General features: G+C 74.4%; 11 protein-coding genes. 8 read left to right on the top strand and 3 right to left on the bottom strand.

All coding sequences use genetic code 11. The features are described 5' to 3' along the window. The first annotated feature begins 163 nt into the window (after positions 1–163). From JOE35_RS03845 to JOE35_RS03860, 4 genes are all read left to right on the top strand, one after another. Positions 164–982 carry an SDR family oxidoreductase gene (locus tag JOE35_RS03845; RefSeq protein ID WP_209559938.1) on the top strand — a complete coding sequence of 273 codons (819 nt, stop codon included), beginning with the start codon at positions 164–166 and terminating at the stop codon, positions 980–982. A gap of 150 nt (positions 983–1,132) precedes the next feature. After that, positions 1,133–1,828, top strand: coding sequence for a YqjF family protein (locus JOE35_RS03850; protein ID WP_209559939.1), 696 nt, complete (start codon positions 1,133–1,135; stop codon positions 1,826–1,828). A gap of 101 nt (positions 1,829–1,929) precedes the next feature. Continuing rightward, positions 1,930–2,973, top strand: coding sequence for an SDR family NAD(P)-dependent oxidoreductase (locus JOE35_RS03855; RefSeq protein ID WP_209559940.1), 1,044 nt, complete (start codon positions 1,930–1,932; stop codon positions 2,971–2,973). A gap of 205 nt (positions 2,974–3,178) precedes the next feature. After that, the gene (locus JOE35_RS03860; protein WP_209559941.1) at positions 3,179–3,772 is read left to right on the top strand and encodes a TetR/AcrR family transcriptional regulator; all 594 of its coding nucleotides are present in this window, start codon (positions 3,179–3,181) and stop codon (positions 3,770–3,772) included. Between the two features lie 51 nt (positions 3,773–3,823). Here JOE35_RS03860 and JOE35_RS03865 read toward each other — a convergent pair whose 3' ends face one another. Together JOE35_RS03865 and JOE35_RS03870 are read right to left on the bottom strand one after the other, a co-directional pair. Beyond that, positions 3,824–4,108 (bottom strand): hypothetical protein, encoded by a 285-nt coding sequence (locus tag JOE35_RS03865; protein ID WP_194613423.1) that lies wholly within the window; start codon positions 4,106–4,108, stop codon positions 3,824–3,826. Positions 4,109–4,214: 106 nt separating this feature from the next. Beyond that, positions 4,215–6,398, bottom strand: coding sequence for an alpha-galactosidase (locus JOE35_RS03870; protein ID WP_209559942.1), 2,184 nt, complete (start codon positions 6,396–6,398; stop codon positions 4,215–4,217). Between the two features lie 217 nt (positions 6,399–6,615). Here JOE35_RS03870 and JOE35_RS03875 point away from each other — a divergent pair, with 217 nt between their 5' ends. The 4 genes from JOE35_RS03875 to JOE35_RS03890 all read left to right on the top strand — a co-directional run bounded on the left by JOE35_RS03875 (position 6,616) and on the right by JOE35_RS03890 (position 10,067). After that, positions 6,616–7,761 (top strand): ROK family transcriptional regulator, encoded by a 1,146-nt coding sequence (locus tag JOE35_RS03875; protein ID WP_209559943.1) that lies wholly within the window; start codon positions 6,616–6,618, stop codon positions 7,759–7,761. A 187-nt stretch (positions 7,762–7,948) separates the two neighbouring features. Next, positions 7,949–8,557 carry a helix-turn-helix transcriptional regulator gene (locus JOE35_RS03880; RefSeq protein ID WP_209559944.1) on the top strand — a complete coding sequence of 203 codons (609 nt, stop codon included), beginning with the start codon at positions 7,949–7,951 and terminating at the stop codon, positions 8,555–8,557. Beyond that, positions 8,554–9,705, top strand: a complete 1,152-nt coding sequence (locus JOE35_RS03885; RefSeq protein ID WP_209559945.1) for a serine hydrolase — start codon at positions 8,554–8,556, stop codon at positions 9,703–9,705. Before JOE35_RS03880 ends, JOE35_RS03885 begins: the two co-directional genes overlap by 4 nt. Beyond that, on the top strand, positions 9,702–10,067 hold the full coding sequence (locus JOE35_RS03890; RefSeq protein WP_209559946.1) for a hypothetical protein: 366 nt from the start codon (positions 9,702–9,704) through the stop codon (positions 10,065–10,067). The genes JOE35_RS03885 and JOE35_RS03890 overlap by 4 nt, the downstream gene beginning before the upstream one ends. A 496-nt stretch (positions 10,068–10,563) precedes the next feature. Here JOE35_RS03890 and JOE35_RS03895 read toward each other — a convergent pair whose 3' ends face one another. Continuing rightward, positions 10,564–11,967 carry a GDSL-type esterase/lipase family protein gene (locus JOE35_RS03895; protein WP_209559947.1) on the bottom strand — a complete coding sequence of 468 codons (1,404 nt, stop codon included), beginning with the start codon at positions 11,965–11,967 and terminating at the stop codon, positions 10,564–10,566. Between the last annotated feature and the right edge of the window lie 178 nt (positions 11,968–12,145).

The raw sequence follows: 12,145 nt of genomic DNA on the forward strand, positions 1-12,145 counted from the left end.
CTGCCGAGGCCAGCGCCGCGCCTCCTGCCGCTGCCGCAGGACGACAGGTGATGCCAATGCCGACAGGTGTAGCGTATGAGCCGATCTCGTGCGTGAGCACGCGGTCAGGACTCGCCGCACCGCCGAGCTCCGAGCCCTTCATCGTCGAAGTCAGGAGACCACCATGACCACCACGCCCGCGCCCGCGCCCACGCCCGCCGTCGACCGCTTCGCCGGCAAGGTCGTCCTCATCACCGGCGGGGGCTCCGGCCTCGGCCGTGCCGCCGCCGTCCGTCTCGCCGCGGAGGGCGCCTCGCTCGCCCTCGTCGACGTCAGCGAGAAGGGCCTCGTCGACAGCGTCGAGGCGATCCGTTCGTCCACGCCCGACGCCGAGGTGCTGACCGTCGTCGCCGACGTGTCGAAGGAGGCGGAGGTCGACTCCTACGTCGCCGCCACCCTCGAGCGCTTCTCGCGCGTCGACGGCTTCTTCAACAACGCCGGCATCGAGGGCCGACAGAACCTCACCGAGGACTTCACCGCCGACGAGTTCGACAAGGTCGTCGCGATCAACCTGCGCGGCGTGTTCCTCGGGCTCGAGAAGGTGCTCGCGGTGATGCGTCGCCAGGGCTCCGGCATGGTCGTCAACACGGCGAGCGTCGGCGGGATCCGCGGCGTCGGCAACCAGTCGGGCTACGCGGCGGCCAAGCACGGCGTCGTCGGCCTGACCCGCAACTCGGCCGTCGAGTACGGCCGGTTCGGCATCCGCATCAACGCGATCGCGCCCGGCGCCATCTGGACGCCGATGGTCGAGGCCTCCATGAAGCAGATCAGCGCGGACGACCCGCGTGGCGCGGCGGAGCAGTTCATCCAGGGCAACCCCACCAAGCGCTACGGCGAGGCGACCGAGATCGCGTCCGTCGTCGCGTTCCTCCTCTCGGACGACTCCTCCTACGTGAACGCCGCCGTCGTGCCGATCGACGGCGGGCAGTCCTCCGCGTACTGACGCCGCCTGCCGAGGCCCGTCGCCGTCATCGTCCCGGGAGCGGGCAGGGGAGCGGGCGAGTTCGTCGGTCGCGGGCCGTCGTGGTCGCCCGGCCGCGATGGACCCGCCCGTCTGCGGCACACCGTGCGCGGCACGGCGTAGAACGGAGCCGTGTCCGCCGCCCCGCCGCTCCCGCACCGACCCGTCACGCAGCACGACTGGCGCGAGGTGGTCGGCCTGCACTGGCGTGTCGAGCCCGACCGAGTCGCCCCTCTCGTGCCGCCCGGCACGCGCCCCGACGAGCACGACGGCGCCGCCTGGGCCAGCCTCGTCGCCTACCGCTTCGTCGACAGCACGGTGCCGCCCCTGCCGAGGCTCGGGCGGCTCGGCACGATGACCGAGATCGTCGTGCAGCTCGCGACGGTCGACGACCGGGGCCGACGGGGCGTCGCGTACCGCTCGATCGACACGCAGCACCTCCCGGCCGTGCTTGCCGCCCGCACGATCGGCCTGCCCTACGTCTGGGCCCGAGCAGGCTCACGAGTGCGGCCGGACGACGTCGCGCACCGCACCCGGCGGCACCGAGGAGGCGCGGGCAGCTTCGTCCGGGTCGCCCCGGGCGACGAGGCGGTCGCGCCCGACCCGGCCCTCGAGTTCCTGACGGAGCGCTGGGGCGTGCACGCCGCCTCCTTCGGCTCGACCCGCTGGTGGCGGAGGGCACACGAGCCGTGGCCGCTCCGCACCGCGACCGTGACCCGCGTCGACGACGAGCTGCTCGCGGCGGCCGGCCTGCCCGGCCTCGTCGACCGCGAGCCCGACGTCGCGACGTGGTCGCCCGGCGTCGTCGTCCGCTACTCGCGCGGCTGACCCTCCGCGCCGAGGCTCCGCGCGGCGGACGCTCAGCCTTCGCCCCTACCCTCGCCAAAACGAGACAATCAGTCTCGTAACACGCGAGGGAGCGAGACACCATGACCACGAACGACCGCCCGCTGACCGGCTCCACCACCATCGGCGACTGGCTCGACCACCCCGAGGGCGGCGCCCTCGTCCGTGAGGTCCTCGGGCAGGGAGGCGCGTTCGACGAGTCGTCGCTCGCTCCCGTCCGCGGCCTGCCGCTGCAGCAGCTCGTCGCGCTGAGCCAGGGCCAGCTGCCCCAGGCGGTGGTCGACGACCTGGTGCTCAGGGCCAACGACGGCGTCTTCCCCGAGGAGGCGGCGGTCGGGGCCGACGACGCGACCGGTCCCTGGCGCGAGAAGACCACCCCTGGCCGCTTCGCGGGGAAGACCGTCGTCGTCACCGGCGCGGCCTCCGGGATCGGCCGTGCCACCGCCTCCCGCGTGGCTCGCGAGGGCGGCCGCGTGGTCGCTGTCGACCTGTTCGCCGACAAGCTGGAGGCGCTCGTCGCCGACCTGGCGGACGTCGACGTCGCCCTCGTCACCGTCGCGGGCGACATCACGGCGCAGGACGACGTCGACCGCATCGTCGCCGCCGCCGACGGGCGCATCGACGCCCTGGCCAACATCGCCGGCATCAACGACGACTTCTCGCCGCTGCACGAGACGACCGACGCCATGTGGGACAGGGTCATCGCCGTCAACCTCACCGGCGCCTTCAAGCTCTCGCGGGCCGTGCTGCCGGTCATGCAGGAGGCGGGCCGCGGCTCGATCGTGAACGTCGCGTCCGAGGCGGGGCTGCGCGGCAACGCCTCGGGCAACGCCTACACGGTGTCGAAGCACGGCGTGGTGGGCCTGACGAAGTCGGCGGCGTTCATGTACGCGGGCCAGGGCATCCGGGTGAACGCGGTGGCGCCCGGCGGCGTCGCGACGGGGATCCCGTTCCCGGCGAACGTGTCCGAGGTCGGCTCGGCGCGGCTGCGACCGTTCCAGGCGGCGATCCCGAGCGTCGCGACCGCCGAGGAGCTCGCCGCGTCGATCACGTTCCTGCTGAGCGACGACGCCGTCAACATCAACGGCGCGATCCTCGCGAGCGACGGCGGCTGGTCCGTGCAGTAGCGCGACGCGGGTCCGCGCTCGCGGGGCTGCGGATCCGTGCGTGTGCGCGTGTGCGCGTGTGCGCAGGATTCAGGAATACGCGCGTGCCGCCTCCTGATCTGTGCACGATCCAGGACCGCGAGTCCTGCACGACGCCAACTCAGGACTCAACGTCCTGAATGAGGAGAGAGAGAGACACGAGTCGCGGATGGGCGAAGCTGGAGGCATGGTGACGACACGACCCGGCCGGGTCCGCAGCGAAGACGCGCGCCGGGCGATCCTGCTCGCGGCCCGCGACGAGCTCGCCGAGCGCGGCTACGACAAGCTCTCGCTCGACCGGGTCGCGGCCGCCGCCGGCGTCGGCAAGCAGACGATCTACCGCTGGTGGTCGTCGAAGGCGGCGCTGGTGGCCGAGGGCGTCCTCGAGGGGCACCTGATGCCAGGGCTCGCCGTGCCGACTCCCGAGACCGACAGCGACGACGTGTGGGCCGACGTCGCCGGGTGGCTGCGCGACTTCGGTCGGGCGCTCGCGTCGCCGTCGACCGCCGCCCTGCTGAGGGCGACGTCGGCGGCGACAGCTGAGGACGACGAGGTGGCCGCCCGCTACGACGAGCAGCTCACGACGGTGACGAGGGTCGCCCTGGAGGCGCGGTTCGGCCGAGCCGTCGCGTCCGGCCAGGTGCGTGCCGACGCCCCGACCGCGACGGCGGTCGAGGCGTTGGTGGGGCTGCTGAGCTACCACATCGTCACGCGCCGCGACCTGACGGAGCAGTCGATCGACGGAGTCGTGCGGCTCCTCCGGGACGGCGTCGGGGCCTGAGCGAGCGGGCCTGAGCGAGTTGGCCTGAGCGAGCGGGCCTGGACGCGCGGGCTAGTGCTTGGGCGGGCCCGGCTTCGGGTGCCCGGGGATCGAGTCGCCCGAGAGGTTCAGGTCGGCAGGGTCCACGTCGATCGTGCCGACGTCGTCGGGACCGCCGGAGCCGGGCAGCGTCTTGACGGCGTCCTGGTCGATGTCGTCGTCGATCGCGGGGGAGTCCGACACGGGCGTCGACTGCATCTCCTCGACGGTCTCCTCGCTGGTCGCGGTCGAGGTGGTGGGGTCGTCGGTCTCGTGCTTCGCCTCGGAGGGGCGAGTGGTGTGATCGTCGTTGGTCATGGGCGCGAGCGTACGCCGGGCCCAGGAGCCGACACCCAGGTCGCGGGAGGCGGCGCGCGCGTCCCGAGGGTGGGCCGCCGCCTCCTGCGGGGCCGGCCGCCGCCTCCTACAGGGCCCGCGCGCGCAGCAGCAGCAGCTGCTCCGGGTGCAGCGCGGGCAGCTGCAGCCCCTGCTCGGCGAGCACGCCGCCCGACAGCACGACGCCCCCGTCGGTCATCCACGGCGGCGGCGAGTCGGACCGCGTGCGGGGCGCGTCGCCGGGCGCCTGCAGCTCGACTCGGTAGCGGCGGGCAGGGTCGAGCCCGGGCAGCGGGACGGACCCCGTCGCCGAGGTGAGCGGCGTCGTCAGCTGGACGAAGGCGAAGAGGGCCTCCGAGCCGTCCTGCGAGACGACGCCGTGCAGCAGCGACGACTCGTCGACGTGGTCGGCGCGCACGACGCGACCGGTGTGCACGAGCGGGCGCACCTCCCTGTACAGGTCCACCCAGCGGGCGAGCTCGGCGCGCTCGTCGGCGGAGGCGCGGGAGACGTCCCACTCGATGCCGAAGTGGCTGAACAGCGCGGTGCCGGCACGGAAGGCCAGGTTGTGCGTGCGGCCGGTCGAGTGCGAGTGCGGCGAGCCGACGTGCGAGCCCGTGATCTCGCCGGGCAGCAGCTGCGACGTCCAGCGCTGGATCTGCTGGCGCTCGAGCGGGTCGATGTTGTCGCTGGCCCAGACCCGGTCGGTGCGCTCGAGCACGCCGAGGTCGGCACGGGCGCCGCCCGACGAGCACGACTCGATCTCGACGGCCGGGAACCGCGCGCGCAGCTCGTCGAGCAGGCGGTAGAGCGCGAGGGTCTGGTCGTGCACGCCCGGCGTCCCGGTCGGCGAGTGGCCCGCCTCGAGCAGGTCGCGGTTGTGGTCCCACTTGACGTAGGCGACGTCGTGCGAGCCGAGCAGGTCGGTCAGGCGCTCGAGCAGGTAGTCGTACGCCTCGGGGTGCCCGAGGTCGAGCACCTGCTGGCTGCGGCCGGTCATCGGGAGGCGGCCGGCCGGCGCGAGCATCCACTCGGGGTGGGCGCGGGCCAGGTCGCTGTCGGGGTTGACCATCTCGGGCTCGACCCAGATGCCGAAGTCGAGGCCGAGCTCGCGGACGGCGCTGATCAGCGGCTCGAGGCCGTCGGGCCAGACCGTCTCGTCGACGAACCAGTCGCCGAGACCCGCCGTGTCGTCGCGGCGTCCGCGGAACCAGCCGTCGTCGAGCACGAACCGCTCCGCGCCGACCTCGGCGGCCGCACGGGCGAGCTCGAGCAGACGGTCGAGGTCGTGGTCGAAGTAGACGGCCTCCCAGGTGTTGAGGACGACGGGTCGGGGCGACGACGGGTGCCCGGGGCGCGACCGCAGGTGCTCGTGGAACCGTGCCGCCGCGGCGTCGAGGCCGCGCCCCCACGAGGCGTAGACCCACGGGCCCTCGTACGACTCGCCGGCCGCGAGCCGCACCTCGCCGGGCAGCAACAGCTCGCCGCCGCCGATCACGCTCGCGCCGCTCGCCATGCGCTCGGCGTACTCGCGGTGGTCGCCGCTCCAGGCGACGTGCAGCGTCCAGACCTCACCCGACGAGAAGCCGAAGCCGGGCGTGCCGGCGGCCAGCACCAAGGAGGCGTCGGCCCCGGTGCGACCGCGCCTCGAGTCGCGCAGGTGCGCGCCCACCACGAACGGCAGCCGCTGCGGGGCGCGCTCGCGTCCCCACCGGCCGGCGAGGTCGAGCACTTCCTGGGCCCGGCGGGGCACCGGCAGCGCGAGCTGCAGCGAGTCGACGACGAACTCGTCGCCTGCCGTGCGGGTGACCGCGGCCCGGCTGCGCAGCAGGCCCGACTCGAGCAGCTCGACGACGACGTCGACTGCGAGGCCCGACTGCTCGTCGACACCGTGCACGGTGAGCACGCGCCCCTCGAGCGTGGTGCGCTCGGCCCGGAACAGGGGCGTCCAGGAGGTGCCGGCGCTGTGCCCCTCGAGCCCCGGCTGGCCTCGCCAGCCGCCCGAGGCGAGCGGCAGCAGCTCGACGATCTCGGGCTCGTCGAGCTCGTTCGGCACGACCCCGGCGAGGCCGCTGCGGACGACGGCGTCGAGCTCGCCCGCCGACAGGTCGCCGAGGGCCGCGCCCCACCAGGCGACGACCGGGAGGCGGCCCGCGGTGAGGTCGAGCACCAGGCTGACCCCGCCGGACGAGAGGTGGACGACGGGGGGAGCCGCGGCTGCGCTCGTGGGTCCGTTCGTCGGCGCGGGCGTGGGATCGGACGTCGTCGTCATGGTGCTCCTCCGGCGGGGTCGCGTGCTGCCGAGGGGGTCGACCTCGACGCTTATTTGTAGTGCGCAACGATGTGATCGGTCAAGGCGGTGGGCCGTCACTACACTGCTGATCGTCGGAGGAGGCGCCGTGGACGAGCAGACCGGGAGGGTCCCTGCCCCTGCCTCTGCCTCTGCCTCTGCCTCTGCCGCTGCCGCTGCCCCGGTTCCTGCTGCGGCCTTGGGGCCCGAGCCTGCGCTGCCGCGGCGCGGCACCGGCCACCAGGTGGTCGTCGAGCTGCTGCTGCACGGCCCCCTGACCCGCGGCGAGCTGGGGCTGGCGCTCGGCCTCACGCCGGGCTCGGTGACGCGGGCGGTCAGGCCCCTGCTCGACGCCGGACTGGTGCACGAACTCGACGTGGTGCTCGGCCCAGGGCTCGGCCGACCCGTGACCCCGCTCGACCTCGTCCTCGACCGCGACGTGGTCGTCGGCGTCAAGATCACCGCGGGGCGGGTCTGGGGCGTCGTCGCGGGCCTGCGCGCGGAGGTGCTGCACGAGGCGTCGACCGAGCTCTCCTCGACAGATCCGGCCGTCGTCGTCGACGCGGTCGCCGACATCGTGCGTCGGCTGCTCTCCCGGTGCTCGGACCGGGCCGTCCACGGAGTCGGGGTGAGCGTCGGCGGGCAGGTGGACGACGTCGGTCACGTGTCGGTCGCTCCGCTGCTCGACTGGGTCGACGTCGACCTCGGCGCCGCCCTGCGACAGCGCCTCGACCTGCCGGTCGTCGTCGACAACGACGTCGTCTCGCTCGTCCGCGCGGAGCGCTGGCTCGGGGCCGCACGCGACCTCGACCGCTTCGCGCTGGTCACCGTCGGCGCCGGCCTCGGCTACGCGCTCGTCGTGGGCGGGGCGATCCTCGAGCTGCCGTCGAGCGCGCGGAGCCCGATCGCCCACGTGCCGCTCGGCATCGGCGACGGCGTCTGCGACGAGGGCCACCGGGGGTGCGCCTCCTCGGTGCTCGCCCTGTCGGCGGTGCTCGGCCGAGCCGCGCGGGCGCTCGGGCGCGAGGGCGCCTCGCTCGACGAGCTGCTGGCCGCGCACGCGTCCGGGCACCCGGGGGCGACGGCTGTCGTCGAGGAGGCGGCGGAGGCGCTGGGCGCCCTGCTCGCGCTGGTCGCCGACCTGGCCTGGCCCCGGGCGATCGTCGTCACCGGCGACGGCATCGGTGTCGGCCTGGCGGGTCGCGACGTCGTCGACTCCGCGATGCGTGCCCGTCGCGCCGCCGACGCGGAGCCGGTGACGGTCGACCTGCAGGCGACGGGGTTCACGCGGTGGGCGCGGGGCGCGGCCGTCGCGGCGGTCGAGGCGTTCGTCGTCGATCGCTGAGCGTTGAGCGCTGATCGCAGGCTGCTCGGCGCGGCCGGCGCGGCCTGCGGTCTGAAGCGACGCGAGAGCGACGAACCTCCGTGGAACACCGCGTCGCTTTGTCGCTTCCGTGTTGCTTCGTGTGACCGAGTCCGCCGAGTTCTCCAGATCGGCTGACTTGTTCCGGAATTGTCGTTATGGTGGAGGCATGACTCCTCGCGATCCCGTCCGAGCCGAGCTCGACGAGCTCCGCACGACCCTGGCCGGTGCGCTCGCGCGGCTCGACCTGCTCGAGCAGCGGGCTGCCGACGCCGGTCCCGGCGAGCCGGCGCGAGCCTCCTCCGATGGCGTCGGCGCTGGCGCCGCTGCTGCTGCCGATGGCGCTGCCGCTGCCGTCGCCGCGTCGTCGGGTGATGTCTTCTGGGCGCTCGACGGCGTCAAGCAGCGCCTCGACCCGCCGGGAGGGATCGTGTTCGCCGGTTCCGTCGCGGTGCCCGCTGGTCCCGTCGACTGGCAGATCACGCTGACGACCGACGGGCTGCTCGCCGCGGACTGGTCGCAGGCTGCACCGTCGCTCGCGGCGCTCGGCAACGCGACGCGGCTCGGCCTGCTGCACGCGGTCGTGGGAGGCGCGGACACGGTCGCGCAGATCTCGGCTGAAGGGGGCCTCGGGTCGACCGGGCAGCTGTACCACCACCTCGGCCAGCTCGTCGCGACGGGGTGGCTCGTGGCCGCCGGGCGGGGGCGGTACGCCGTGCCTCCCGAGCGGGTCGTGCCGCTGCTCGTCGTGCTCGGCGCCGTGGGGAGGGCCTCGTGAGCGGGCGCACCGGCGGCACCGGGCGCAGCGGCCGTGGCGGCAACGAGCGCAGCGGGCGTCGCGTCGCCGCCGCCGTGGTCGCGGGCGTGGTGACGCTCGCCCTCGGTGCCGCGGCGATCCCGCGTCCGCCGTCGCTCTCGCCCGAGGTGACCGGCGACGAGGCCCTGATCGGGCAGGTCCGTGACGAGCTGCCCGCCGGCGCCTTCGACCGGCTCGCCGTCGCGGTCGTCGACGGCGACGAGGTCACGCGTGCCGAGTTCGGCACGGCCACGGGGCCGGGGGCCGACGAGTTCGAGATCGGGTCGGTGACGAAGACGATCACCGCCTCCTTGTACGCGGTGGCCCTGCAGCGCGGCGAGGTGCAGCGCGAGAGCACGCTCGGCGACGTCCTCGGGGTGACGGGCGCCGCCTCCTCGATCACCCTCGAGGAGCTGGCGACGCAGCACAGCGGCCTGCCGCGGCTGCCCGCCGACCTGCGGTTCACGGGGCGGGTGCTGCTCGCGAACCTCTCGGGCGCCGACCCCTACACGGACGACGTCGCCGCCCTCGTCGGGCAGGCCTCGCGGGCCGAGGTCGACGACGACAAGCCCTACGGCTACTCCAACTTCGGGATGGCGCTGCTCGGGCAGGCGCTCGCCACAGCGGCCGACACCCCCTGGGAGCAGCTCGTCGCCGAGCGCGTCGCGGAGCCGCTCGGGCTCGCGGACACGTACGCGCCGGGCGATCCGGAGGGGCTCCGTCCGGACGCGCCGACGGGCTTCACGTCGAGCGGCCGACATGCGGACGCCTGGACGATGCGCGCCTTCGGGCCCGCCGGCAGCGTGCGCTCGACCCTCGACGACATGGTCGCGTACACGGTGGCGCAGCGGGACGACCGGGCTCCTGGAGTGATCGCGACGGAGCCGCTCGTCGAGGCGGGCGACGGCGGGGGCGAGATCGGCTGGGCGTGGCAGACCACGCCGCGCGAGGGCGACGGCGGCGGCGACGGCGACGGCGGCGGCACCGTGACCTGGCACGACGGGATGACGGGCGGCTACGCGAGCTTCGTCGGCTTCGACCGTGACTCCGACCGGGCGGTCGTGGTGCTGAGCAGCTCGGCCGTCAGCCTCGACGACCTCGCCTTCGAGCTGCTGGAGGAGGAGAAGTGACCTGGATCCCCGCCGTCGTCATCGGCCTGCTGGCCCTGTTCGTGACGGGTGCGTTCGCGCTCTCCGCCTGGTCCGACAAGGAGGCGCGGCGGGCCCGCAGCCGCGTCGACCTGCTGATCGCCGCGCTGAACTCCGCCGTCGTCCTGGTGGTGCTGCACCAGCTGCTGCCCTGGAGCTCGGTCCCCGTGGCGCTCTGGCTGCTGCCGGTGCTGCTCGTCGCGGGCGGTGTGACGGGCGCCGTGCTGCGCTGGCCGGGCCTGCCGTGGCGGCGGCCCGACCGTGCGCGCTGGCGGGTCGTCGCGAACGTCGTGCTCGAGGTCGTCGTCGCCGCTGCGGTCGTGGTCGTGCTCGTCGTCCTCTGAGCCTGACACCGCCACCCCGCCCTCTGAGCGCGACGCCGGCACCCCGCCCTCTGAGCGCGACACCGCCACCCCGCCCTCTCGCGTCCGACCCCCTGCGGCCCGGCCCGTAATTTGAGCGTGATCTGCCCCGTCGGCCCCGCGAGATCAGCTTCCCGTGGCGCCGCGGGCACCGATCTCTCTCGCTTTGCGGGCTGACCCGTGCCTCTGCACCGCAAATGCCGACCGGGGAAGCTGCAATACGGTGAAATCCACGTGTTGCAGGGTCGTCGGGGCGCGAACGGTCGGCATTTGCGGACCACTCCGCGTGACCCGCGTGACCCGCGTGATCAGTGTGACCGGCGTGACCGGCGTGAGCCGCGTGAGCCGCGTGACCCGCGTGAACAGCCCAGGCCGCAGGAGGCGCCGCCCGCGTCTCGCGCGCTGGGCGACGCGGGAGCGACAAGACGACGGGGAACATCGCGTCGTCTTGTCGCTCCCGCGTCGTCGTGGCGCGTCGTCAGGCGGCCGCGCGGCGGAACAGCTCGCGCTCGATGTCGAGCGCGAACGCGCGCAGCCTCTCGACCTGCACGCCGGAGACGTCGCGGGGTCGCGGATCGAAGACGCAGACGGCGCCGATGCGCGTGCCGTCCGCCGTGTGGACGGGCCAGCCGGCGTAGAACCGGATGTCGTTCCGGGGCAGGTCGAGCCCCTCCTGCCAGGCGTCGGCGACGACGAACGGCTCCTCCGAGCGGATCGTCGTGACGCAGAATGACTCGCTCAGGGGCATGGCCCGAGCGGACCCGAGCGTGCTGACGACGGCCCACTGGTGGTCGTCGAGGATGAGGTCGAACGCGGCTCCGTCGGTCGAGAAGGCCTCCCGGGCCCTGTCCGTGATGTCGTGCAGCGCGGCGGTCGGCGCGGCCTGCTCGAGCCCCGCGGCGCTGATCGCGGCGAGTCGCGCGCGCTCGGGCTGGGGGCGGCTGCGTGCTCGCTGCGGCGAGTCGGTCCGGGCGCGCTGGGCGTGCAGCAGCGGCGCAACGTGCTCGCTGAGGGCCTCGGCCCACTGCTCGTAGAGACGCCCGGTCGGGTCGTCGACGGCGGGGGGCGCCTCCTCGGACCTGGGCCCCTGCGGCGTCGCGGCCGGCACGGGTGCGAGGAGCACGGCCGGAAGCGCGAGGTGCGTCACGCGCGCGTGGGCGGAACAGACGTCGTCGGCGACGTCGCGCAGCAGCTGCGAGTGACGCTCGGACGTGGCCGAGGGATGCAGCCCGAAGGTCGAGAGCGCGTCGGGGAGCGGAGCGGAGACGACCACCACCCGCGCACAGGGCCGGAGCCGTCCGAGCAGCGAGACGACGAGAGCGTCGAGCTCGCGGGCCCAGGCGCGCGGCGATCGCAGGGTGAGGGCGTCAGCTGCTCCGAGGGTGACGACGACGACGTCCCAGTTCTCGAGGAAGACGTCGTCGAGGGCTGCCCGGATCGCCGGCAGCCGGTGGGTCGGCTCCGAGAGCGCCGCCACGTGCGAGCCGCGACCCGTGCGGCGCGCGAGCCGCCGGGAGACGCGTCCCGGCAGGGCGAGGTCGTGCGAGCTGGTGCCCCAGCCGACGGCCGGCCCGGCTCCGACGACGAGCACCCGGTCGGGGTCGACGCCGGCACCGGCGCCGAAGGGCACGTCGCTCGGACGCGGCGTCGAGGTCGCCCTGGCGCGGAGCCTCGCGTACCGTGCGGCCGAGGCAGGGGCACGAAGGAGGCGGCCGGCGGCCGTCGCGAACCGGTCCGGTCTGCCGGCGGTCGGCCCGGTCGGGCCGGTCGCGCTGGTCGGGCCGGTCGCGCTGGCCGTGCGCGGGCTGGCAGGGTCGCCGCCGCCGCCGCCGCCGTTGCCGTCGCTGCCGCTCTCGTTGCCCGTGTTCGTCGTCGTCGACATGGTCCGTCTCCCTGATCTCGTGCCCGCGAGTCGGTGAGCAGCAGGGCTGCCTCGCGTGCGGCACCCCCCCGGTGCCGTGCCTCAACGGTAGCCACGGGGGTGCGGACGGACAAGGCTGTCCGCCCCTCTCGCAGCCAGCTGTCGGCCACGGCGTCCCCCGGCTCGACGCCGTCTCCGT

The organism is Frigoribacterium sp. PvP032 (assembly GCF_017833035.1).
Classification (GTDB): domain Bacteria; phylum Actinomycetota; class Actinomycetes; order Actinomycetales; family Microbacteriaceae; genus Frigoribacterium.

Coding starts and splice junctions, on each gene's coding strand:
- JOE35_RS03870 (WP_209559942.1), bottom strand. CDS start 6,398: ATGACGACGACGTCCGATCCCACGCCCGCGCCGACGAACGGACCCACG.
- JOE35_RS03845 (WP_209559938.1), top strand. CDS start 164: ATGACCACCACGCCCGCGCCCGCGCCCACGCCCGCCGTCGACCGCTTC.
- JOE35_RS03880 (WP_209559944.1), top strand. CDS start 7,949: ATGACTCCTCGCGATCCCGTCCGAGCCGAGCTCGACGAGCTCCGCACG.
- JOE35_RS03895 (WP_209559947.1), bottom strand. CDS start 11,967: ATGTCGACGACGACGAACACGGGCAACGAGAGCGGCAGCGACGGCAAC.
- JOE35_RS03860 (WP_209559941.1), top strand. CDS start 3,179: ATGGTGACGACACGACCCGGCCGGGTCCGCAGCGAAGACGCGCGCCGG.
- JOE35_RS03865 (WP_194613423.1), bottom strand. CDS start 4,108: ATGACCAACGACGATCACACCACTCGCCCCTCCGAGGCGAAGCACGAG.
- JOE35_RS03855 (WP_209559940.1), top strand. CDS start 1,930: ATGACCACGAACGACCGCCCGCTGACCGGCTCCACCACCATCGGCGAC.